A 24,500-nucleotide genomic window follows, 5' to 3' on the forward strand; every position below is an offset into this window, starting at 1 on the left:
CTGACAGCCTTACTGATCCAGTTGGATCTTGGCGTCGGCCGCCACGTTCTTCCACTTCTTCACGTCGCTGGCGATCACGTTCTTGAACGCTTCGGACGTGCCGGCCACCACCGTGCCGCCCAGGCTGGCCAGCTTGGCCTTGACCTCGGGGTTGTTGAGCGCCTTGACCGAGGCGTCGTGCAGCTTCTGCGTCACGTCGGCCGGCAGACCCTTGGGCGCCAGCAGGCCGTTCCAGGCGTTGGCCTCGTAGCGCGGCAGGCCGGCTTCCTTGAAGGTCGGCGTGTCGGGCAGTTCGGGCGAACGGGTGTCGGCGGCAATGGCGATGGGACGGATCTGGCCGCCCTTGATGTACGGCAGCGAGGCCGGCACGGGTTCCCAGATCATCGAGACCTGGCCGCTGATGACGTCGGTGAAGGCCGGGCCGGCGCCGCGATAGGCGATGTGCATGAGCTTGGCGCCCGTCATCGATTTCATCAGCTCCATCGCCAGGTTGCCCAGGCCGCCCGCGCCCGACGAGGCGTAGGTGTACTTGTCCGGGTTGGCCTTGGCGGCGGCGATCAGGCCGTTCAGGTCGGCGGCGGGGAAGTCCTTGGTCACGCTCAGCACGCCCGGCACGGTCACCAGCTGGGTGATGGCGGTGAAGTCCTGCGCCGCGTCGTAGGTCAGGTTCTTGTACACCGCCGGGTTGGTGCCGTGGGTGCTGGACGAGGCGAGCAGCAGGATGTAGCCGTCGGGCGCGGCGTCGGCCACGAAGCGCGTGCCGATCGAGCCGCCCGCGCCGGCCTTGTTCTCGACCACCACGGTGGCGCCCAGTTCGGTGCCCAACTGCGCGGCGAACACGCGGCCGATGATGTCGGCGGTGCCGCCGGGGGCGAACGGCACGATCAGGCGCACGGGCTTGTTGGGGTAGTCGGCCTGCTGCGCCGAGGCCGCGCCCGCGATCAGCGAGGCGCCGCTCAGCAACGCCACGGCGATTGCGGTTTTGGTCAGTTTCATGGTGTCTCCAGGCGAAGGTTAGTCGAGGCCGTTGAGCCAGTCGACGATGAGTTCGGCGATGCGGTCGCTGTTGCGGTCCAGCATGCAGAAGTGGGAATTGCCGCCGATGCCGGCGGCGGGCAGGTCCAGCACGTCGGCGCGCCTGCCGGCCCGCCGCAGGGCGTCCCAGTAGGCGTCGGTCTGGGCGCGGTAGCGTTGCCAGGTGTCGTGCTGGTCGAAGTGGTCGCCCCAGACCAGCAGTTGCGGGGGCAGGGGGCCGTCGACGTGTTCGGGCGTGCCGGTCGGTTCCACCGCCACCACCGCGCGGATCGGGCCGGGGCATTCGCGCGCCAGTTGCGTGGCGTAGCCCCCGCCCTGGCTGTGGCCGATGACGATGCAGGGGCCGGCCAGGTCCAGCAGTTCGCGATAGGCATCCAGCGCCATGGCGTCATGCGCCAGCCAGCGCGGCACGAACTGCTTGGCGAAGGTGTCGAAGGCCTCGGTGGGGAATTGCTGCGCCGCATGGATGCGGCGCGGCTGACCGGCGGGCGCGTAGCCGCCGGCCGGGCCGACGCGGAACAGGTGCCAGGCTTCTTCCTTGGAACGGAATATGGGCGCCGCGTCGTAGATCTGCGGGTACATCGCCCACGAGGCGCGGCCGCGCTCGGGCGCGTCGGCCACGAACACGTCATAGCCGGATTGCAGCAGCCGCCAGAGCCAGCCCTGGCGGCCGTCGGGGGTGCTTTCCCATTGCGCGCCGGTCATGCCGCCGCCGTGCCACAGCAGCACCGGATGCGGGTGGCGCGGCTCGGCCAGGCGGTACTCCTGCACGTACAACTGGCCGGCGCAGTAGCTGCCGTTCATGTCGATGGCGCGCGCGGCGCCGTTGCCCACCACTTGCTTGCGCAGCACCGGCAGTCCGCTGGCCGCGACCTCGCGGCCGCCCAGGAAATGGCTGCGCAGGGATTTCAGCAGGACGGGGGCGTCGGACATCGGCATCTCCAGAAGACGCCGTAATACTAGTTGTAACAAGCGCGGGGTTTGTGCAAAATGCGCAGGGCCTGTGCCGATCCGGCACAGCCACACAAAAAGAGGGGAGACGGATGGATATCAAGTGGCTGGAGGACTTCGTGGCGCTGTCGAAGGCGCGCAACCTGTTCCAGGCGGCCGAGGCGCGCAATGTCACGCATCCGGCCTTCGGGCGCCGCATCAAGGCGCTGGAGGACTGGGCCGGCGTGCCGCTGGTCGAGCGCGGCCACCAGGTGTCGACGCTGAACGCGGCCGGGCGCAGCATGCTGGCGGCCGCCATCGACGTGCTGGACATCCTGCGCGAGACGCGCCAGGGCCTGCAGAAGCCGGAACAGGAGCGTGTCCGCCGCATCGCCATCGCCTCCGGCAAGACGCTGGCGCATTCGGTGCTGCCGGGGCTGATGGCCAGGGTGCAGCAGGGCATGCAGCCGTTCCAGCTGAAGGTGGTCACCACCACGCTCAACTTTGGCATCGACATGCTGGCCGACGGCGAGGTCGATTTCCTGCTGTGCCACGCGCACGAGCCGCTGTACGCGCAGATCGACAACCCCAACTACCGCTTTCGCCGGGTCGGCGCCGACAAGCTGGTGGCGGTCAGCGCGCCGCTGGCGCCGGGCAGCCGCCATCCGCGCCATGCCGTGCCCAAGCTGGCCTCGGATCCGGCCGTGCCGTTCCTGGCCTACGCCGACAGCATGTCGCTGGGCCGCATCCTGCGCGATCGCCTGCGCGGCCTGTGCGTGCCGGCGCGGTTGCAGACCATGTATGAATCCGACCTGGCGGACGCGCTGCATGCCATGGCGCGGCAGGGCTTCGGCCTGGCGTGGCTGCCGCACACGCTGGTCGAATCCGACCTGCGCGCCGGCGCCCTGGTGCGCGCCGACAGCGCGCGCAACGACATCCACATGGAGATCCGGCTCTACCAGTCGGTGGATAACGCCAAGCCGCTGGCGCGCCAGGTGTGGAGCCGGATCGAGGCCTACGCGGCGCGCTAGGGGCGAAGGGCGGCGCCAGCCGGCACCGTTTTTCCGGCGCCGCGCGGCAAACAGGGACAAAAGATGCCGGCGGCGCCCGGCAGGCATAAAATGGCGGATTATTCCGCTTCCCGATCACAGGATCCCGCGCCATGAACGCACGCATCCCCGACGACGCACTTCCTCCTACCCTCGATCCGAAGGCTCTGCAGGCTTTTGTGGACGATAAGTGGGACAACGAGATCATCCCCGCGCTGACCGACTACATCGCCATCCCGGCCAAGAGCCCGGCGTTCGACGCCGACTGGGAAAAGAATGCGTTCATCGAGCGCGTGGTGCGCGACGCGGCGCAGTGGGTCGAAGCCCAGAAGGTCTCGGGCCTGAAGCTGGAAGTGGTGCGCCTGCCCGGCCGCACGCCGGTGATCTTCTTTGACGCGCCCGCCACCCGCAGCGACAACGGCGACACCGTGCTGCTGTACGGCCACCTGGACAAGCAGCCGGAATTCTCGGGTTGGCGCGCCGGCCTCGGCCCCTGGACCCCCAAGTACGAAGACGGCAAGCTCTACGGCCGTGGCGGCGCCGACGATGGCTATGCCGTGTATGCCTCGCTCACCGCCATCATGGCGCTGGACAAGCAGGGCATCCCGCGCCCGCGCTGCGTCGGCATCGTCGAGACCTGTGAGGAATCCGGCAGCTACGACCTGCTGCCCTACGTCGACGCGCTGCGCGACCGCCTGGGCAACGTGGCCCTGGTGGTGTGCCTGGATTCGGGCGCCGGCAACTACGACCAGCTGTGGATGACCACCTCGCTGCGCGGCATGGTGTCGGGCACGCTGGAAGTGCAGGTGCTGGACGAAGGCGTGCACTCGGGCGACTCCAGCGGCGTGGTGCCGTCGTCGTTCCGCATCCTGCGCCATCTGCTGGACCGCCTCGAAGACAGCGCCACCGGCCGCCTGCTGCCGCAAAGCCTGCATTGCGAAATTCCCGCCGACCGCATCGAGCAGGTGCACGCCACCGCCCGCATCCTGGGCGACGAAGTGTGGCGCCGCTTCCCCTGGAGCTGCGGCGCCGACGGCGGCTTCGTGCTGCCCATGACCACCGAGCCGGAACAGGCCCTGTTGAACCGCACCTGGCGCCCGACCCTGTCAGTGACCGGCGCCGAAGGCCTGCCGCCGCTGTCCAGCGCCGGCAACGTGCTGCGCCCGCGCACCGCCTTCAAGCTGTCGCTGCGCCTGCCGCCGCTGGTCGACGCCGTCGCCGCCTCGGAGGAAATCAAGGCCCTGCTGGAAGCCGATGCGCCCTACAACGCCAAGGTCCTCTTCAAGGCCAACGAAGGCGCCGCCACCGGCTGGAACGCGCCGGCCTCGGCGCCGTGGCTGACGCAGGCGCTGGATGCCGCCTCGCAGCAGTACTATGGCGCGCCCTGCGGCTACATCGGCCAGGGCGGCACCATTCCGCTCATGAGCATGTTGCAGAAGGGCTTCCCCAAGGCCCAGTTCATGGTGTGCGGCGTGCTGGGCCCCAAGTCCAACGCCCACGGCCCGAATGAATTCCTGCACGTGCCCTACGGCAAGAAGCTGACCGCCGCGGTCGCGCAGACCATGGCGGCGATGCCGGCGGCCTGATCGGCGTTGGCGCAGGAAAGAAAGCCCGGCCTGGCCGGGCTTTTTTCATGGCGTCGCGGCGGCGCCGCGCGCCGAGGGGCGGAAGACCACGTGGAGCGAAGCGTTGGAGGTCACGCGTAGGATCACGTTCGCGCGCGGGCGGCCTGAAAGACAGTGGGCAAGCCGCCGCAGCAACAGCCGCAGCGAGACAAGCACGAACGCGGCTTCCACGAACACGAGGGTGAGCAGCGTGCCGGGAGATTCATTTTGGGGGGCGAGCCGCACGACGCTGTGCAAGCCGTCGTCGGCCAGCAACGCCTGCATGCGCGCCGTCAGGCTATTCATGGCATCGATGTTCTCGATGTAGAAGTCTTCGCGTCGCCGTAGCAGCGCGGCCAGCGCTTCGTCGGACGGGCAGTCGGCGAAATAGGTGAGCGCGATGGCCATCCGTTTCTCTCGTGGGGGGCGTGGCGCCACGCTAGCACAGCCCCGTCTCGCGGCGCCACAGGCGCCGGCGATGTCGGACGAAAGGTAGACGGTGAGCGCGACCGTCAAGGGCGCACCGGCCGCCGCCGTCACAGCGTCCGCGCCAGCGCCATCGCCCCGAACAGCGCCGCCAGCCCCAACCCGAGCGACAGGCCGGCGTACAGCAGCGCGGTGCCGATGCGACCCTGTTCCACATGCAGCGCGGTCTCCAGCGCGAAGGTCGAAAAGGTGGTGAAGCCGCCGACAATGCCGGTGGTCAGGAACAGCCGGGTCGGCTGCGACACCGAGAACTTCAGCGCCAGCAGTTCGGTGATCAGCCCCATGACGAAGCAGCCGATCACGTTGGTGGCCAGGGTGGCGTAGGGGAAGGCGATCCAGCCCAGGCGCAACGCGGCCAGGCTCATGCCGTAGCGGGCGGCCGAGCCGAGGCCGCCACCGATGAAAACCAGCAATAGATTCAAGATTTCTCTCCAGGTGAAACGATGGAGAGCAACAGCCTGGGGCTTGTCCGCGGACCGCGCCGGTTGAAGGCGCGGGCGGCCTGCGACGAGGTCGCGGCCCGAAAAACAAGAAACCCGCCGCGGCGGGTTTTGTCCGGACGGCACCCGCTGCGGGCATGTTGCCCGGTCAGCAGGAGCCATCAGCCGAGGGATCGGCGGTTTTGGGAAGCTCCATTCCCATTGCGATCGATTGTATCCCAGGCGCGGCGGCAGGGCGTTGGCCCAGGGTGAACCCGGTCGCGGGGCCTTCCACCGGGTCGCCTATACTCGCGTTTTGCCAGGATGACCCGCCATGATTTCCACTTCCGACGCCTACGCCAACGTGGTTGCCGAAACCCGCCATTGGCTCACCCAGGCCGTGATCGGCCTGAATCTCTGTCCGTTCGCCAAGGCGGTCCAGGTCAAGGACCAGATCCGCTTTGCCGTCAGCGATGCGACCGATGCCGAAGGCGTGTTGACCGACCTGCAGGACGAGCTGGCGCTGCTGGCCGAGGCCGATCCGGAAAAGATCGACACCACGCTGCTGATCATCCCCGACGCGCTCGATGATTTCCTGGAGTTCAACGACTTCGAGGACCTGTCGGACCGCCTGCTCAAGCGCATGCGTCTGGTGGGCGAGCTACAGGTGGCCACGTTCCACCCCCGGTTCCAGTTCGCCGATACGCAGCCGGACGATATCGAGAACTACACCAACCGGTCGCCGTATCCCATCCTGCACCTGCTGCGAGAGGACAGCATCGACCGCGCGGTCGAGTCCTTCCCGGACGCCGCCGAGATCTACGAGAAGAACATCGACACGATGCAGCGGCTTGGCCTGGAAGGCTGGAAGCGGTTGATGAGCAAGCTCTGAGCGGGCTTTGCTCCCGTCCCAGGCGGGCCTATCCTGCGCGGGACTGTGCAGGCGCGCGGCGCCGGCGCGAACCCGGCACCGGGATATCCCTAGATAGCCCCCGCGCCATATTGCATACAAGATACCGTCATTGAGACCCCCCGCCGTTCGGCGGGCGGCCTGTGCTTCCTTCCCCCTTGTTCATCGCATGGCTCGCGCGGCCGCCTGTCGCGCGGACGTCGTGCGCGCCTGTCTGGAGAGAGCCTTATGCCGTTCACCCGCCGCCACGCCCTGGGCGCGCTTGCCGCGCTGCCGTTGCTGCCTCGCCTGGCGTTTGCCCAGGCCCAGGCCAATTTCCCCACCCGCCCCGTGCGCCTGCTGGTCGGCTTCGCGCCCGGCGGCCTGACCGACATCGCCGCGCGCGCGCTTGCCGAGCGCATGGGCAAGATCCTCAAGGGCAGCGTGGTGGTCGAGAACCGGCCGGGCGGCCAGGCCATCATCGCCACCGTGGCGGTGGCGCGGGCCGAGCCGGACGGCTACACGCTGGGCTTTGCCGGCACCAACGGCATGATCCTGAACCCCTTGCTCTACAACAACCTGCCGTACCAGCAGTCGGACTTCAAGCAGCTGGGGTCGATGGGCAAGTCGCCGATGCTGCTGATCGTGCATCCGGCGCTGGGCGTCAAGAACGTGCAGGAATTCATCGCGCTGGCCAAGAAGAAGCCGGGCGACATCACCTGCGCCCATGCCGGGCGCGGCGTCATCAACCACCTGGCGCTGCTGCATTTCCAGTCCAGGACAGGCACCCAGTTCCAGGACGTGCCGTACAAGGGCAGCGGCCCGGCGCTGCTGGACCTGATGGCCGGCACGGTGCAGAGCACCTTCGATTTCCCGACCTCGGCGCTGCCCAACATCCAGTCCGGCAAGCTGCAGGTGCTGGCGGTGACGGCCGACCAGCGCCTGTCGAGCCTGCCCGACGTGCCGACCATGAAAGAGGCCGGCGTCGATGGCTTCGAGCTATACACCCGCATGATGATCTCGGGCCCGGCGGCGATGCCGGCGGCGGTCGCCGCGACGCTGGAGAACGCGGTGCGCGAAGGCACGCGCGACCCCAGCCTGGTCAAGCAGTTCGCCGAGCAGGGGGTGACCGTGGAGTTCACCTCGTCGGCCGACCTGGACCGGGTCATCGCCGAAGAGTCCGCCATGTGGGCGGGCGTGATCCGCGCCAACAACGTGCCCAAGACCGACCTGAAAGGCTGAGGACGCGCCATGACCGAACAAACCCGCATCACCGTCAGCCCCGAATCCGCGCTGATCGACGTGCCGCGCGAGATCCGCATCGACGGCTTTCCCGCCTACGCCTTCGTCACCGTCACCGCCCGCATGCGGATGAGCGGCGTGCCGTGGCGTTCGCAGGCGGTGTTCATGGCCGGCCATGACGGCAGCCTGGATCTGGCGCGCGATTGCCCAGTGTCCGGCAGCTACGCCGAGCCGTCCGCCATGGGACTGGTGTGGTCGATGACCTGCGAGGAGATGGACCGGGTGGTGTTCCCGCCCGATCGCACCGAGCCGCTGGCGGTCGACCTGCATGCCACCGACGGCCAGCGTGAGGCCACCGCGCGGCTGGTGCAGACCTTCGTGGCCGAGGGCGTCGCGCACCGCGCGGTGCGCGAGCAGGTCGGCGGCATGACGCTGTCGGGCGAGCTCTACACGCCCGCCGGCCCCGGCCCGCACCCGCTGGTGATCTACATGAACGGCTCGTCCGGCGGCGTTAACGCGCCGCGCGCGGCGCTGTTCGCGGCCCGCGGCTACCAGTGCCTGGCGCTGGCCATCTTCAACTACGACGGCCGGCCCAAGTACCTGAACGACATGCCGCTGGAATACTTCGAGCAGGCGCTGCGCTGGGCCCGCGCCGAACTCAAGCCGCGCGACGGCTTCGTGGCGCTGTCCGGCATCAGCCGCGGCGGCGAGACCTCATTGCTGGTGGCGTCGCACTATCCCGACCTGGTGAGCGCGGTGGTGGCCTACGTGCCGTCGCCGGTGACGCACGGCGTGGTCAGCGCGGGCGAGCCCGGCACGGGACGCAATGCGCAGGTATGGCGCAAGGGCGGCGAGCCCTTGCCGCACCTGTGGCAGGACAATCCCAGCGCCGATTGGGAGGCGGCCTACGCCTCGGATCCGCCGTACCGGCAGACCCATGCGTTCCTGAGCGCCAGCCGCGATGCCGCCGCGTTCGAACGCGCCCGCATCCCGGTGGAACGCTATCCGGGCCCGGTGCTGCTGGTGAGCGCGTCGGACGACGGCTTCTGGCCCAGCACCGCGTATTCCGAGATCGTCATGCGCCAGCGCGAGGCGCACGGGCTGCCCACGTCGCATTACGTCTGCAAGGGGGCCGGGCATCACGTGCACTATCCGTGCCTGCCGGCCACGCTGATCAGCAAGCCGCACGCCATGTCCGGCCTGTTGCTGGACGCGGGCGGCACGCCGCCGGCCAACGCGGCCGGCAATGAGGGGTCTTATCGCGCGGTGCTGGCCTTCCTGGCGCGCGCGGCCGGGCAAGGCCAGTAACGCACACGGCCCCGACCGGCGAGGCCGGCGGGGCCGTGGGGGGCGCGGGCCGGCGCGTGCGCCGGCCCTTGAGCGTTCCAGAAGATCACGCCTCGGCGGCGGCTTCCTCGGTCGCGACCACCGGCTGCACCTGATCGATCAGGCTGGGCCAGGTGTTGATCGACAGCAGGTGGCAATAGACCAGCGGCAGCCAGCCATTGGCGCGCCAGCGCAGGAATTCCGCTTCCGGCAGCTTGTTGAACTTGGCTTCGTCGATCACCTTGAAGCCGGACATGGCCAGGCGCTGGCCGTCGGCCAGGGTGATGTCGGCGCGGTTCTCGATCAGCAGGTCGGCGTCGGCCAGGGCGCGCGCGAATTCCAGTGTGTAGGCGTGCTGGTTCTGGTAGTCGCGGCAGAATTCCAGGGCGCTGCGGGCCAGCGCGGTCGGCTCGCCGGCCTCGTCGAAGAACGGGTTGTCACGGCCCTCGACCACCGCGGCGGCCTTCTCGTCGACGCACAGCGTGTACTGGCTGCGGTCTTCGTTCTCCATGAAGATGAAGGGATAGCGGCGCACGTAGGCCGGGATGTAGGTGCCGGGGCGCCATTGGCCCTGCGCGTCGACGAACAGGTTTTCCTGGCCGCGCACGCCCAGCACGGCGACCGGCGTGGGCTGCTCGCCATCGGTGAAGACGATGGGGAAGTGGCGGCACGCGGTCGGCAGCTCGGTGGCCACCAGCGGCACGGCGTTGGTCTTGGCGGCGTAGGCGAAGCCGGTATTGCCGGCCAGCGACAGGTTGGCGTGCACGCCGGCGGCGAGCGGACGGGGTTGTTCGTAGAACAGGGGAAGCGAGGTCTGCGTAGTCATGGTGTTCGGGTCAGAGAGTTTGGGATTGGGTCTCGGTGTCGCGGCGCGCGTCGTCGGATGACGGGTTGCCCTCGACGGCCGGGCGCTGCGGATTGCCCCCGGTCGTTTGCAGCACCGGGTTGTTGCCGTTCGGCACGGTCAGGACCGCATTGTCGCCGGAAGGCAGCTGCCAGGAAAAGGCCGAAGCCACCTTCAGCACCTGCGGATCGGCATACGCGCCCAGCGCATCGGGGCCAAAGCCCTTGGACGGGACGGTGCCCTGGAACAGCGGGTTGGCGTTGGGGGTGGTCGGGATCACCGTGCGCGGCGCGGTCACCGCGGCCAGCCGGTCGATCACGTCGGTCGGACCCCAGGTGGCGCCGTTCATATAGTACGGCGCGCCGACCAGCGAGCTGCGGACCATGGTGGCGGCCATGGAGCCGGTCTTGCCGCCGATGGCGCCCCACATGTCGGCCGAGCCGGCGTTCGGCACGGTCAGGCTGGCCACGTCCAGCTTGTGGCTCGGGTCGGCGTCGTTCAGGCCGATGCGCAGGGCGCCCACGCCGGAGGCCAGCGTCAGCGAGGTCTGCGGGCCGCTCAGGCCGACGGCGGTGATGTCGCCGTTGGTCTGGATGACCGCGTTGCCGCCTTGCAGCTTCGCCGGCACGCCCAGGTTGATGGGACCCTGCGTCACCAGCAATTGCGCCGGCAGCGTCAGCCCGGCGCCGCCGGTCTGGGTGAAGCCGGTGGCGGCCTTTACGGTGCTGCCCGCGCCAAAGGACGTGGTGCCGGTCGGGCTGGTGTTGGCGATGCGGATCGAACCCGTGTCGGCGGTGACGTCCTTGCCGAACGACAGCGTGCCGCCCGAGATGTCGATGCCGTCCGGTCCGGAGGCGCGCACCGCGCCGTTGTAGCTGGCGGTCTTGGCTTCCAGCTGCTGCACGCGATAGGCGCTGACATCGCCGTTGAACACAATCGTGTCGACGGCGCGCAGGGTCAGCGAACCCAGGCCGGTGGCGTCGCCCGCGACCTGGATGTTCTTGCCGGCGTTGACGTTCAGGTTGCTGCCGTTGCCGCCGTCCAGCTTGCTGCCCAGGATCACCGAGCCGGTGTCGCTGGTCAGATCGCGGTCGCCCTTCAGGGTCACGGCGCCGTTGTAGACCTGGTCGCCCGTGGTGTGCGTCTTGCCGCCGCCCAGGGTGGTGGTGCCGCTGACGGCCACGGTGCGCAGCGGCGTGGTGGCGCCCACATCGCCCTGGATGTCGGCATTGCCGGCGATGACCAGGCCTTGCTTGCCCGATTCGGTGCCGTCGACGCCGGCCTTGAGCTGCACGTTGGTGCCGGTCAGGGTGGTGTCCACGCCGCTCAGGATGACGTGCTGGCCGTATTGCTGCGTGCCGGTGGTGTCCACCGAGCCGCCGTTGATCAGCACGTCGCCGTTGCCGCCGGTCTGCACCGAGGCGGCGCGCACCGGGCCGTCCAGCACGATGTCGCCCGCGGCGCTGACCTTCAGGTCGCCCAGGCGCGAGCCCTGGCCGATCGGGCCGGAGAAGGTCACTTCGCCTTGATTGGCCACGACCGTCAGGCCGTGGCCGCCATCGACCGCGCGGTCGAAGCCGATGTCGCCCTGGCGGCTGGTCACCGACACGTCGCCGCCCACGGTCACGTTGCCCTGGTACGACTGCTCGCCGTCGGTGACGATGCTGCCCGCGCCCAGCGTGGCGTTGCCCTTGACCGTCAGGCTGGCCAGCGGGTCGTTGGCGCCCAGCGGCCCCTTGAGCACGGCGTTGCCATCGATGGTCAGGTCGTGCTTGCCGTCGCCGCCGCCCAGCAGGCTGACGGTGCTGCCCTTGAGCACGGTGTCGGTGCCGAACACCGCGCGTTCGCCGTAGGATTGCGTGCCGGTGGTGTCCACCAGGCCGCCGTTGATCGCCACGGTGCCGCCGGCGCTGGTGCCGACCGAGGCGGCGTATACGGCCTTGTCGAAGGTGGTGGCGCCGTCACTGTTGACGACCAGCGCGCCCAGGCGGCCCGTGGTGGCGTCGCCGACCTGTTCGGCAAAGCGCACGGCGCCGGCGCCGCTGCTGACCGTCAGGCCGCTGCCGTTGCCGCTGGTGACCGTATCGTTGAAGGTCACCTTGGCGTTGGCGGTGCTCAGCTGCGCATTGCCGGACAGTTCGACCTTGCCCAGGTAGGACTGTTCGCCCACCGTCTTGAGCGGGCCGCCGCCGAGCGTCGCGTCGCCGTCGACGGTCAGGTAGGCCAGGCGGCCATTGGCGCCGGCGCCCACCGGGCCGTTGATCGTGGCCGGGCCTTCGATGGTCAGGCCCTGGCGCTCATCGGTCGAGTTCGCGCCGCCGGCCAGGGTGACGCTGGCGCCCTTGAGCGTGACGTTGGCGCCCAGCGTGACCAGTTCGCCGAACCGCATGACGCCGGTGGTGTCGATGCGCTCGCCGCTGATGGTCACGGCGCCCGGGTCATCGGTCTGCACCGATGCCGCGTAGACCGCGCCATTGAAGGCGGTCGTGCCGGCCGTGTCGACCGTCAGGCTGCCCAGGCGTTGCGTGGCGCTGCCGACCGCGTCGAAGCTGACGTCGCCGCCGGCCGTGGACACGACGTGCAGGTCATGCGTGCCGTCCAGCGCGCCGTCGAAGGCCACGCCGCCGGTGGTGGCGCTCAGCGTGTGGTCGCGGACCAGCGTGACGGGGCCCTTGTAATGCTGGTTGCCGGTGGTGGCGATGCTGCCCGCGTTGAGCGTGGCGGCGCCGTCCAGCGTCAGGCTGGCCAGCTTGGTGGTGGCGCCGATGGCGCCGGTCAGCAGGGCCGTGCCGTCGATTTCCAGCGCATGGGCGCCGTCGACGCCGTTGGCCAGGGTGACGGTGGCGCCGGTCAGCACCGCATCGTCGCCCAGCGTCACGTGGCCGACGTAGGTCTGCGTGCCGCTGGTGGTGACGCTGCCGCCGTTGATGGCCGTGCCGCCGGAGCCCGCCTGGTTCAGCGAGGCGATGTCGACCGCGCCGCCGTAGGTGGTGGTGCCGCTGCTGGTGACGGTCAGCGCGTTGGCGCCCGACATGGCGCCCGTGAAGGCGACCGCGCCGCTGCCGGTGGTCACGCTCACGGTGCTGGCCAGCGTGGTGGCGCCGTCGACGCCGAAGGCGCCGTTGGCGGTGGTGTACGCGCCGCGCAGCGTGGTGGCGCCGTTGTACTGCTGGGCGCCGGTGGTGGCGACCTGGCGCAGGTCGATGTTGTTGCCGGTGATGGTCAGGCTGGCCAGGTTGGAGGCATTGCCGCCCAGCGTGACGTCGCCGTCGCCGGCCACGATCACCGCCTGCTGCGCGCCGCCGTTCAGCGTGCCCGAGAGGGCGACGCCGCCGTTGGCGCCGTTGGCCGTCAGGGTGCGCGTGCCGCCGGCCAGCGTGGCGTTGCCGGTGATGCCGATGGCGCTGCCGGTCAGGTCGCCGTTGAGGGTGACGTTGCCGGTGTAGGTCTGGCTGCCGCTGGTGTTGGCGGCGGCCATGGCGATGGCCGCGCCGCTCACGGACAGGTCATGCGCGTCGGCGCTGGCGATATCGTGGCTGACGGTGACGTTGCCGGCGGTGGAGGCCAGCGCGACATTGCCGCCGTTGCCGGCCGACAGGCCGACCGCGCTGACCAGATTGCCGGCGGCGCTGATGCCGATGCTGCCATCGGCGGTGGCGATGCGGTCCAACGTCAGCGCGCCGCTGCCGTCCACATAGATGTCGCCGCTGCCCAGGACATTGGCCTTGAGGTTGCGGGCCGACGTGGTGAAGTGGTCCGCCTGGGTGCCGATGCCGGTCTTGCTGGTCAGGTCCAGGCTGTTGGCCGTGAGGGTGTTGTCCAGCCCCAGCAGCGAGCCCTCGGCGGCGCTCAGGATCACGGTGCCGCTGGCGGCGCCGGCGTTGACGATGCCGATCTCGACATCGCCGTGCTGCGAGGTCAGCGCGATGGTGCGGTTGCTGCCGGCGGCGGTGGCCGAGGCGTTCAGCGAGCCGGTGGCCGTGGCGCTGATGTCGCCGTTGGCGGCGCTCAGCGATGCGTCGAGCGCGCCGGTGTTGGTCAGCGTCAGGTTGGCCGGCGTGGTGGTGCCGGTCAGGCTGGCCGCGACGGAGCTGGCTTCGGTCACCAGATTGGTGTTGCCGCCCGCGGCGCCGCTGCTGAAGCTGACCGTGGTGCCCTTGACATTGATCGTGCGCGGCGTGGCGCCGGCCGCCACCACGTCCTGCGTGCCCTTGAGCGTGATGGTGCCGTTGGCCTGCACGCCGGCGCTGGCCAGCGTCAGCTTGCCGCCCGAGGACAGCAGCAGGTTGGCGGCGGTGTTCGACATGCCGCCGCTGGCGTCCAGATCGCCGGCCGTGGTCAGGTAGATCGAGCTGTTGGCGCCGCTCTGCTGGATGTTGCCGCTGTTGGCGCTGAGGGCCCGCGTGCCGATGTTGTTGACCACGATGACCGCGCCGTCGGCGGCGGTCGACAGGTTGCCCAGGGCGCCGAGGTTGGTGCGCAGCGCGATGCCACCCGAGCCATTGCCCGGGTAGGCGGCCGAGCCGATGCTGCCGCCGGCGACGGCCGTCAGCGTGTTGCCCAGGACCAGGTTGTTGGCCACCGCGCCCAGGATGGAGCCGGCCGCGTTCAGGCTGATGTCGCCGCCCGCCGAGGCGTCGATCGTGTTGACCGACAGGTCGCCGCTGGTGGTGGCGATCGAGATGTTGTTGCTGGCCGAGCCGTTGCGGCTGATGGCGCTGGTGACCAGGGTGGGGCCGGCGGTGGTGATGCCGATCGCGCCGTTCTGGGTGATGACCGACGCCAGCGTGGTGCCGGCCGCGCGGTTGTCGTTCAGGTAGATCGAGCCGGCGCCGGTGACTTCCGCGGTGATGTTGGCGGCGGTCGTCTGCAGGTTGTCGGGCGAGCCGGTGGCGCCGCCGATGCCCGCGCCGGCCTTGAGCACCACGTTGTTGCCGATGATGCGCGTGGATTCCTCGCGGTCGTCGACGATGGTGCTGCCCGCCTTGCTGAAGTCGATATTGACGCTGCCGGCGCCGGCGTCGATGTTGCCGGCCACCAGCTGGCTGTTGGCGCCGTTGCCGGTGATCTTGATCGCGCCGTTGGACGAGATCGCGTTGGCGATCTGCAGATTGCCGGCGGCAGCGATGTCGATGATGTTGCCCGACAGGTAGGAGTAGACGGAGTTGTTGTCCGCCGCCAGGTACATGCCGCCGCTGGTGGTGGCTTCGACGCGCTGGCCGGTCGCGTTGATGCGGCCGTTGCTGGCGCCGATGGCGTTGGCGGCGTTCAGCGCCACGCCGTAGGCCTTGACGGTGGCGCCGGCCGCGTCGGCCAGGATCGAACCGTTCTCGGCGTTGAGCGTGACCTGGCCGTGGTTGGCGCCGGCCTGCACGTTCTTGACCGTGATGTTGCCCGAGGTGGTCTTGACCGAGATGTCGTTGCCGGTGGCGTCGGTGCCCGAGGTGACGCTGGTCAGCGCCAGGCTGCCGTTGCCGGTGATGCGCGTTTCGCCATTGGCGACCGAGGTCGTCAGGCCGCCCAGCAGGTTGCCGCTGCTCTCCAGGTAGAGCGAGCCGTCGCCGGTGACGGTGGCCGACACCGGGCTGTTGGGCGCGGCGATCTTGATGGCCGCGTCGCGCGTGCCGATGCCGTTCTGCGCCGTCAGCGTGATGGCGCCGGCGCCCGCGCCCGAGAGCGTGCCGCCGCCGTACAGGATGCTGCCGGTCTGGGCGTTCAGGGTCAGGGCGTTGCCGGTGCCATAGCTGACCGTGCCGACCAGGATGTCGCCCGTGGTGGTGGTGACCGACAGGTCGCCGCCCGCGCGCAGGTTGCCCAGGTTGATCGAACCGGTCTGCTTGAGCCAGATGCCGCCCGAGGCGGTGGCGGCGATGTTCTTGACCTGGGTGTTCAGCGCCAGGCCGGACGAGCCGATGGTGTTGGGCGTGTCGCCCGACCCGGTGGACAGCGTCAGGTCGCCGGCGACGATCTTCGAGGAGGCGTTCAGGCCCTGGATCGAGCCGCCCGTGTAGTAGTACGGATTGGTCGACAGGGTCACCGAACCGTTCTGCGTGACGTCGATGTCGTGCAGCTTGATCGCGCCCACGGCCTGGTAGGTGAAGTTCAGGCCGGTCGTGTCGCGCACCGTGGTCAGGGTGGTGACGTTGCCGGTGTCGGCGCCGCTGAACGTCAGGTTCTGGGCGTCGATGGTCAGGAAGCCGGCGCTGCCCAGGTTCGAGCCCTGCGCGTTGGTGCGGATGATGGTCAGGTCGGACAGGTCGGCCAGGTTGTCGACGTAGATGCTGCCCGGCGTGGCCATCGTCAGCTTGCCGGTGTTCAGGTGCAGGCGCGCCGAGTTGGACGCGCCGATGGTCGCGGCCGTGCCGTAGTTGGCCGTCAGGTTGACGCTCTTGCCGGTGACCAGGTTGCTGTTGTTGATGCCGGTGATGCTGCCGCGCGCGGTCGACAGGGTGACGGCGCCGTCGGTTGACGTGACGGTGCCCACGGTCAGGTTGCGGCCGTTGCCGCCGGTGTCGGCGGCCAGCGTGATGTCGCCGGCCGCGGTAACCGAGGTTGCCTGCAGGCCATAGGTCTCGTTCAGCGCGATGCTGCCATCGGCGCGGTCGGTCTTGGTGGCGCTGAGCGTGACCGTGGTGGTGCCGCCGTTCAGGGCATTGGTGCGGATGGCGCTCTTGTTGCCGATCGAGCCGTTGGCCGTCAGGTTGACGGTGGTGGCGTTGTTGATCGTGCCGCTCAGGATCGAGCCGCCCGTGTTGTTGACCGAGAAGGCGTTGCCATTGGTGTTGACCGTGCCCAGTTCGATGTCGCCGACGGTGTTGCTGACCGAGCTGGCGCCGGTCGAGGTCAGGCTCGGCAGGCTGGTGTTGCCCTCCACCGTGATGAAGGCGCCGCCGTTGTCGGCGCGGCCGCTCAGCGTGCTGACGCGGGTGTCGATGGCGTTGCCGGTGCCGGCGGCGCCGATGGCGTTGGCCGCCGTGAGGGTCAGGCCGGCCGCGTCGATCTTGCTGTTGGCGTCGCCGTCGCCCAGCAGCGAGCCGCCGCGCGAGTACAGCGCCACGTTGTCGTAGCCGACATTGATCGCGCCGACGGTGATGCTGCGGTCGCTGGTCACGCTCAGGTTCAGGCCGCCCGCATCCTCGACTTTGGTCAGGACCAGGCCGGCGCTGCTGCCGCTGCCGCCGTCGGCGGCCTGGAACACGATGCTGCCGCCGTCGCGGGTGGGCGAGGTGATGCCATAGCTGCGGGCGCTGTTGCCGGTGGAATACAGCGTCAGCGCGTCGATGTGGCGGTCGGAGTCGATGTAGACGTCGCCGGCGTTCTGGATGTTCACCAGCGGCGCCGACAGGTTGATCTCGCGGCCCACGGCGCCGATGGCGCCCGAGCCCTGGGTGGTGATCTGCACCGACGCGGCGGTGATGCGCTGGCTGTCGTCGGCGCTGCCCAGGATGCTGTTGTTGCTCGACAGGCGCACCGTGCCGTTCTCGGTGGTGTCGATGATGCCGATGTCCTGGCCGACGTTGCTCGACAGCATCAGGTTCAGCCCGGTGTTGTCGCGCACCTCGTTGACCTGCAGGCGGCTGCCGTTGTGGGCCACGTCGAACAGCAGTTCGTTGGACAGGATCTGGTAGGTGGCCGCCGACGAGCCGGTGGCGTACAGCGACAGGCTGGCCAGGTCGCGGTCGTTGTCCAGGTAGACGTGGCTGCCGGCGGTCAGGTACAGCTCGCCGGTGGTGGTGTGGATCGAGCCCGAGTTGTCGCCCGACGCCACGCCGATCTGGCCGCTGGCGCCCAGCGTGACCACGTCGCCGGTGATGTGCGAGGTCGGCGTCAGGTTCAGGATGTGGGCGCCCGAGCCAAAGGCGCCCAGGCTCACGGTGTTGGCCGGGCCGACGTCGACGTTGCCGACGTACAGCGTGCGGTCGCCGTTGAAGGAGAAGTTCAGGCCGGTCAGGTCGCTGACCTCGGTCATCGTGTAGACGCCGGCGTCGGTGACGTTGAACGTCAGGCCCTTGGCCGCCACCTGCACCACGTTGTCCACGGCGCTGTTGGCGTGGTTGGCGGTGATGTTCAGCGAGAACAGGTCGCTGGCGTTGTTGACGTACAGGTTGCCGCCCGACTGCGTGGTCAGCTGGCGGGTGTCGGTCTGCATCGCGTTGCCGGCGGCGCCGATCGACTGCGTGGCGGTCAGCGTCAGGACCGGCGTGACGAAGCGGCCGGCGCCCTGCGTGATCGAGCCGTTGGTCACGTTGACCTGGGCCGAGCTGGTGGCGCTGTTGTCCAGCAGCGTCAGGTTCCTGTTGTTCGACACCCACAGGCTGCCGCGGACGTTGGACGAGAGCGAGTCGACGCTGACGAACAGCGGCTGGTTGGTGGCGTAGGTGCCCGTGACCGAACCGGCGTTCAGGGTCAGCGCGCCGGTGGTGATGTTGGGCGAGCTGGCGCTGGAGCTGTTGCCATAGATGGTGCCGCTGCTCGCCAGCGTCACCGAGCCGCCGGCGGCGGTGCTGACGTTGTTGACCGTCAGCGCGCGGTCCGACGAGATCGACAGCGCCAGGTTGCCGGTATTGGTGATGTTGTTGAGCGTCAGGCCGGCGACGCCGGTGGAGTCGCTCAGCGAGAACGCCGTCATGCCGCTGGCGCTGATGTTGTACGTGTTATTGATCGAACCGCTGCTGCTGTTGTGGTTGGCCGTCAGCGACAGCGCGGTCAGCGCCTTGTTGTTGGCGACGGACACGTTGCCGGCCGAGGCGATCGACAGGTTGGACGCGCTGGTCTGCGCCGAGACGCTGCCATTGGTGCCGAGCGCGCTCAGGCTGACGTTGTTGCCGGTGATCAGGCCCGAGCCGCCGATGGTCGGGGCCAGGTCGGTGTTGGCGTAGCGCGAGGTCAGCGACACCGAGCCGGTGCCGGTGTTGATGGCGTTGGCGGTGATGGCGGTATCGGTGTTGATGGTCAGCGCCGCGCCGGCCATGCTGGCGCCGATCGACAGGTTGGTGCCGCCGGAGATGGCCAGCGTCTGGCTGCCCAGGCCGCCGAAGGCGTAGCTGTTGGTGTCGAAGTTGACGCTGCTGCCGGCGTCGCGGCGCGACAGGTACAGGTTCAGGCTGTTCAGCGCCAGCCCGCCGTTGTTCAGGTTGATGTCGCCGTTGTTGGTGATGGCCAGGTTGCTGGTGCTCAGGCGCAGCGCGCGGCTGCCGGCGCCGATGGCGCCGGTGTTGGCGTCGCGCGCGGTGTAGCTGTCCGAGCCGGTGGCGGACAGCGTGACGCTGCCGGCCGTGATGCGGCCGGTGCCGCCATCGCTGGTGATGCTGGAATAGACGCCGCCGCCGGCGGTGGTCAGGCTGACGGAATTGGTGGCGGTGATGGCGCCGACCTGGATGTTCTTGCGGCCGCTGAAACTGAAGTCGGTCAGGCCGCCCGTGACCTGCTCCAGGTACTGGGTGGTGCCGTCGTCGCTGAGGGTGATGACCTGGCCGGCGCCGCCGCCGATGGCGAAGGTGCTGGCGCTGCCGGCGTTCTTCAGGCTGTTGATGGCCAGGCTGCGCAGCACGGTGTCGCTGCCGACGTACATGTTGTTGCCGGCGGTCAGGCTGAGCGCCGAGGTGCCGCTCAGGGCCAGCGTGCCGCCCGTGATGGACGAGCCGATGGAGCCGTTCGAGCCGGCCGTCAGCGCGACGGTCGCGGCGCGGATGACGCCGGGACTGGCCGGATTGTCGTTGCTGATATTCTGGACCGATGCCAGGCTGACCTTGCCGTTGGCGCCCGCGTCGATGTTGCCGACCAGCAGGTTCTTGTTGTTGGCGGTGAAGCCGAAGTCCAGGTTGGTCGAGCTGGCGATGTCCGTCAGGTGGATGCCGAGGCCGTCGTCCGTGAGCGTGAAGGCCGTCAGGTTGGGCGCGGTGATGCCGTACACGCCATTGGCGGTGCCATTGCGCGTGACGTTCAGGCGCGTCAGGCCGGTGAGGCTGTCCACGGCGATGTTGCCGCCGCTGGTCAGGCTGACGTCGGGCGCCTGCAGCGTCAGCGCCGCGCCGGCCGCGCCGATCGCGCCGCCCGCCGTCAGGGCGATGTTGCTGGCGCGGATCACGGTGGCGGCGTCGCCGTCGTCCAGCAGCGAGCCGCCGGAATTGGTGACCGTGGCCGCGCCGCCGGCGCTCAGGCTGCCGATGGTGGTGGTGCCGGAGGACTGGGTGTAGCCGATCTGGCCGGTGCCGGCCTGCAGGCGTGTCAGCTTGATGTTGCCGGTGGTGCCGTTCAGGTAGATGTCGGTGCCGGCGGTGGCCTGCACGTTGGCCTGGCCCGCCGCGCCCACGCCGACATAGCGCAGGGTGCCGCCGTACAGGCCGCCGATCGTGCCGGCGGCCGACAGCGTGATGTCGTTGGCGCCCGCATAGACCCCGCCGCCGCTGCCGTACAGCGAGCCGTTGGCCACGTTCAGCGTGACGTTGCCGGCGTTGCTGCGCACCGTGCCGGACAGCAGCGCGTCGCCCTGGCGCAGGTCGATCTGCACCGCGTCGCTGGCGGTGATGTTGTTCAGGGTGACGATGCCGGTGTAATTGGCGTAGCCGGTGGGATTGGGCAACTGGACATAGAAGCCGCCATTGCTCGCCGTGCCGCTCAGGTAACCGGTCAGCACGTCCAGATAGCCCGTGCCGGTCGCGCCGACCGCCTTGCCGGCGATCAGGTTGACCGAGTTGGCCAGCAGGCGGGTCTGCTTGTTGCCGTCGTCGCGCAGGTCGCCCGCGGCGTTCAGCGTGATGCTGCCGCTATAGCCGGCGTCGATGCTGCCGACCGTGATGTCGCGGTCGCTGTTGAAGCTGAAGTTGACCCAGTTGCTGTCGCGGACCTCGTGGATCGTGTGGCCGCCGACATCGTCGGTGATGTTGAACAGCAGCGACGGCGCGCGCACGTCCAGCGTGTAGCGGTCGTCCACGTCCTTGTGGCGCGCGTACACCGTCAACGAGGTGAGGTCGGCGATGTCGGTGGCGTAGAGGTTGCCGCGCGTGTCCAGCGTCAGGCCCGGCGCGTTGACGGCGACGAAATTGGCGCTGGTGCCGATGTCCTGGGCGGCCCGGAGGCTGACGTTATTGGCGGTGACGCGCGTGTCGGCGATGCCGTCGTCCAGGATGCTGCCCTGGTTGGAGACCAGCGTGATGTTGCTGCCGGCGCGCAGGTTGCCCAGCTTCAGGCTCTGGTCGCCGGTGAACGAGAACTGGCTCAGCAGCGAACTGTAGACCTGGCGCAGCTCGTAGGCGTTGCCCAGGTCGTCATTGACGTCGAAATTCAGGAACGGCGCGGCCACCTGGATGGTGTTGCGGCGGGCCGGGTCGGCGTGCGCATTGGTGATGGCCAGGTAGTTCAGCGTCTTGGCGGGATTGTCGACGTAGATGTCGCCGCCGCTGCCCAGCGTCAGGCTGGTGGTGGCCGTCGTGAGGTGGTCGCTGGCCGTGCCGATGTGTTGTTGGGCTTGCAGGACGATGCTGTTGCCCGCCAGCGCGCTGTTGGCATTGGCGCGCACGATATTGCCGCCCTGCGCATTGAGCGAGAGCGTGCCGGTGCCGGCATCCAGCATGTTGGCGCTCAGGTTCGCCACGCCGGTGACGAAGATGCCGTTATTGGCCTTCAGGTCGTCCAGCAGCACCGAGCCCTGGGCCTGGTTCAGGTAGATGCTGCCGCCGGTGGCGTTCAGCACGCCGGCGGCCGTGCGCAGGTAGGTGCCCGCGGTGCCGACGGTATAGCTGGTGTTGGCGGCCGGGGCCAGCAGGGTGACGACGTTGCCGGTGATGAGGGAGGCCGAGGTGCCGGTGATGTTGCCGGCGCGCGCGGTCAGCGTGACATTGCCGGCGCCCGCGTTGATCTGGCCGGCGACGATGCTGTTGCCGGTCAGGTTGATGGCGCCACCGCCGGAGCCGACGTTGTTGGCCGAGACGCTGCCCGCGCCGGTGATCACGATCGGACCCGTGTCGGCCTGCGCCTGCGTGATGTTCAGGTTGGCGCTGGAGCTGTCCAGGTAGACGCCGCCGGCGCCCGCCGTGGCGGACAGGGTGCTGGCGTTGGTCTTGAGCGCGCGCGCGGCGCCGCCGATGATGCCGCGCTCGGCCGACAGCGTCAGCGACGCGGCGGCGATGCTGGTGGCGTCGTTGCCATCGTCGACGATGTTGCCGAGGAACGAGGTCAGCGTGGCCGAGCCCGCCTTGATGTCGCCCAGGGTCAGGTGGCCGCTGGTCTGCGCGACCAGGTTGCCGGTGGTGTCGATCGCCTTCAGGTTCAGCGGGCCGCTGTTTTCCACGTACACACCGCCGCTGCCGCTGGTCGCGATCAGGGCGGCCGTCTGCGTGCGCAGCGCCTGCGCCGACGAACCGATGGCGCCGGCGCGGCCATCGCTGCCGGCGGCGCTCAGGGTGATCTGGCTGGCGCTCAACTGTCCCGTCGGGGTGCCGAGGATATGGCCGGCCGTCGACGTCAGCGCCAGCGTGCCGGCGCCCAGCGCCACGTCGCCGACAGTGATGGTGCGGTCGCCGGCGAACGAGAAGTTCAGGCCCGACTGGTTGACCGTGTTCAGCTGGTAGCCGCCGTTGTCCTGCAGGGCGAAGGCCAGGTCCGGCGAGGTCAGCAGGAAGCTGTTGTTGACGTTCGGTTGCGCGTGGCGGCTGGTGATGTCGAGCGAGGTCAGGGTCTGGCGGTTGGCCACCGCCAGGTTGCCGCCGGTCGCCAGCGACAGCAGCGCCGTCTGGGTGTTGACCGGGGCGGCCAGGTCGCCGATGCTGCCGCCGCTGGCGTCCAGCTTGACGCTGTTGCCGGCCACTACCTGGTTGGCGCCGCCGGTGTTGCGGATCGAGCCGGCGCTGGTGCGGACCAGCGCCGCGCCGGTGCCGGCGTCGATGACGTTGGCCAGGTTGATGTCGCCGGTGGCGTTCAGTGTGATCGCGCCGCCGCGGCTGGTCAGCTTGCCGATGTTGTCCAGCGTGCTGCCCACGCCCAGCGCTTCCAGCGTGATGGAACCGCCCTGGGTGCTGATCTCGGTGTTCGAATTCTCGAAGCGGATGCCGCCCGTCTGCGTCGAACGCATCGTGAAGCTGTGGCCGGCGGTGGTCTTCAGGTTGATCGCGGCCATGTCCGCGACCGTGATCTGGCCGGTGGCTTCCAGCTTGATGTTGGTGGTGCCGGCCAGGCTTTCGAGCAGGCCGCGCGACACGGTGTTGTTGGCGGTGTTGGCGTCGCCGCCGTTGATGGTGCCGTCGCCGGCCGCGCCGTCCTGCGAGCCGCCGCCGCTGGCGGAGTCGACGATGCGCAGGTCGGTCGGGTCGATCAGCAGCAGGCCGGTCTTGCCCTTGGGCGCGCGCAGATCGGCCGATCCGGTCAGGCCGATGTTCTTGTTGCTGGAGACTTCGGCGAAGCCGCCGTCGCCGCCCTGGGCGCCGCCGCGCGCCGACAGGCTGCCGGCGAACGCGGTGGCGTCGTTGGACCACATCGTGACGCTGCCGCCGTTGCCATTGATGAGCGCATCGGCCTTGAGGGTGGCGCCCGCCGCCACCTTGACGGTCGACGACTTGCCGCTGAACGCGGCCGAGCCGTTGTCGGGCGCGACGCCCAGGCTGCCCAGCGCGATCTCGCCGCCGCCGGCTGCGCCGGACACGTCGATCGCGGCGCCGCGCGCCACGTTGACGTGCTCGCCGGTCACCACCACCTTGCCGCCGCGCTCGCCGGCGTTGACGCCGGTGGCCTCGACCGTGCCGGCCACATTGACCGTGCCGGCGTCGCCGCCGGACAACACGATCTTGCCGTTCTGCGTGCCCACCGCCTTGGCGCTGACGATGCCGTCGGTGTTGACCACGTTGTCGATCACGCCCTTGACCGCGCGCGCCGTCATCAGCACCGTGCCGCCGTCGGCGCGGATCACGCCGTTGTTGGCGACCAGGGCCGAGACCGGTTTGCCATCGGCGTCCTTGGGCAGCTCGCTGACGGCCGAGGTGGCGTCAAAGCTCAGCAGGCCGTCGCCGTGGAAGTCGACCGTGACGGTCTTGGCGCCGGCCAGGGCCACGCGGCCCAGCTTGGCCTCGATCACGCCCGAGTTGCGCACCGCCGGCGCCACCAGCACCGCCAGGCCGCTGTCCTTGATGCTGATCGTGCCTTCGTTCACGATCATGGCATTGGCCTTGGACGAGGGCTGGTCGAACTTGTACTTGCCCGCCAGGAAGTCCTTGTCGCTGATGTTGGCGGTGGTGGCGATCAGCCCGCCCACGTCCACGCGCGCGCCCTTGCCGAACAGCACGCCGTTCGGGTTGACCAGGACCACGTTGCCGTTGGCGTTGAGGCGGCCGAAGATGGCCGACGGATCATTGCCAACCACCCGGTTCAGCGTGACGCTGTTGCTGCCCGGCTGACGGAAATTGACCGTCTCGTTGGCGCCGATGCTGAAACCCTTCCAGTTGATGATCGCCTTGCCGGTCGACTGGTTGATGTCCAGCGTGCCGTTGCCGCGGTCATTGATGGTCGCGCCGCCGGCCACGACGTTGCCGCCGGTGGGGTTGGCGTGGGCGCCGCCGGAGACCAGCGAGCCGATCACCATCGCCATGGTGGTGAGCGCGGGCAGGGGCGGGGCCTTCAGGGCCTGGCGGCGGGCGGATTGGGCGAGGATGCGGGATTGACGAGTCATGGTCGGTCGCTTTTCTGTCG

At 69.3% G+C, this 24,500-nt stretch carries 11 protein-coding genes and 1 riboswitch; of the genes, 5 read left to right on the forward strand and 6 right to left on the reverse strand.

Annotated elements, in window-relative coordinates; all coding sequences use genetic code 11:
• Window positions 1–9: 9 nt before the first annotated feature.
• Window positions 10–996 carry a Bug family tripartite tricarboxylate transporter substrate binding protein gene (locus tag AruCF_RS10985; protein ID WP_049073264.1) on the reverse strand — a complete coding sequence of 329 codons (987 nt, stop codon included), beginning with the start codon at window positions 994–996 and terminating at the stop codon, window positions 10–12.
• An 18-nt stretch (window positions 997–1,014) separates the two neighbouring features.
• The gene (locus tag AruCF_RS10990) at window positions 1,015–1,968 is read right to left on the reverse strand and encodes an alpha/beta hydrolase (protein ID WP_049073265.1); all 954 of its coding nucleotides are present in this window, start codon (window positions 1,966–1,968) and stop codon (window positions 1,015–1,017) included.
• Between the two features lie 110 nt (window positions 1,969–2,078).
• On the opposite strand from AruCF_RS10990, the gene AruCF_RS10995 reads away from it, so the two are divergent.
• Window positions 2,079–2,996 carry a LysR family transcriptional regulator gene (locus AruCF_RS10995; RefSeq protein ID WP_049073266.1) on the forward strand — a complete coding sequence of 306 codons (918 nt, stop codon included), beginning with the start codon at window positions 2,079–2,081 and terminating at the stop codon, window positions 2,994–2,996.
• 131 nt (window positions 2,997–3,127) lie between these two features.
• Window positions 3,128–4,600 (forward strand): M20 family metallopeptidase, encoded by a 1,473-nt coding sequence (locus AruCF_RS11000; RefSeq protein ID WP_020928243.1) that lies wholly within the window; start codon window positions 3,128–3,130, stop codon window positions 4,598–4,600.
• Window positions 4,601–4,645: 45 nt separating this feature from the next.
• Here AruCF_RS11000 and AruCF_RS11005 read toward each other — a convergent pair whose 3' ends face one another.
• On the reverse strand, window positions 4,646–5,026 hold the full coding sequence (locus AruCF_RS11005; RefSeq protein ID WP_049073267.1) for a hypothetical protein: 381 nt from the start codon (window positions 5,024–5,026) through the stop codon (window positions 4,646–4,648).
• A gap of 128 nt (window positions 5,027–5,154) precedes the next feature.
• Window positions 5,155–5,526, reverse strand: a complete 372-nt coding sequence (gene crcB, locus AruCF_RS11010) for a fluoride efflux transporter CrcB (RefSeq protein ID WP_049073268.1) — start codon at window positions 5,524–5,526, stop codon at window positions 5,155–5,157.
• A gap of 163 nt (window positions 5,527–5,689) precedes the next feature.
• A riboswitch (Fluoride riboswitch) is annotated at window positions 5,690–5,753 on the reverse strand.
• A gap of 104 nt (window positions 5,754–5,857) precedes the next feature.
• On the opposite strand from crcB, the gene AruCF_RS11015 reads away from it, so the two are divergent.
• The 3 genes from AruCF_RS11015 (at window position 5,858) to AruCF_RS11025 (ending at window position 8,962) form a co-directional block, all read left to right on the forward strand.
• Complete coding sequence (locus tag AruCF_RS11015; protein WP_049073269.1) at window positions 5,858–6,415, forward strand: DUF1415 domain-containing protein; 558 nt, start codon at window positions 5,858–5,860, stop codon at window positions 6,413–6,415.
• Window positions 6,416–6,661: 246 nt separating this feature from the next.
• Window positions 6,662–7,654, forward strand: coding sequence for a Bug family tripartite tricarboxylate transporter substrate binding protein (locus AruCF_RS11020; RefSeq protein WP_049073270.1), 993 nt, complete (start codon window positions 6,662–6,664; stop codon window positions 7,652–7,654).
• A gap of 9 nt (window positions 7,655–7,663) precedes the next feature.
• The gene (locus tag AruCF_RS11025) at window positions 7,664–8,962 is read left to right on the forward strand and encodes an alpha/beta fold hydrolase (protein ID WP_083036701.1); all 1,299 of its coding nucleotides are present in this window, start codon (window positions 7,664–7,666) and stop codon (window positions 8,960–8,962) included.
• Between the two features lie 85 nt (window positions 8,963–9,047).
• Here the strand turns inward: AruCF_RS11025 and AruCF_RS11030 are convergent, their stop codons facing one another.
• Complete coding sequence (locus tag AruCF_RS11030) at window positions 9,048–9,806, reverse strand: SapC family protein (RefSeq protein WP_049073272.1); 759 nt, start codon at window positions 9,804–9,806, stop codon at window positions 9,048–9,050.
• Window positions 9,807–9,816: 10 nt separating this feature from the next.
• Window positions 9,817–24,480, reverse strand: a complete 14,664-nt coding sequence (locus tag AruCF_RS11035) for a filamentous hemagglutinin N-terminal domain-containing protein (RefSeq protein WP_049073273.1) — start codon at window positions 24,478–24,480, stop codon at window positions 9,817–9,819.
• Window positions 24,481–24,500 lie beyond the last annotated feature (20 nt).

Origin of the sequence: Achromobacter ruhlandii, assembly GCF_002082135.1 — a bacterium.
Classification (GTDB): domain Bacteria; phylum Pseudomonadota; class Gammaproteobacteria; order Burkholderiales; family Burkholderiaceae_B; genus Achromobacter; species Achromobacter ruhlandii.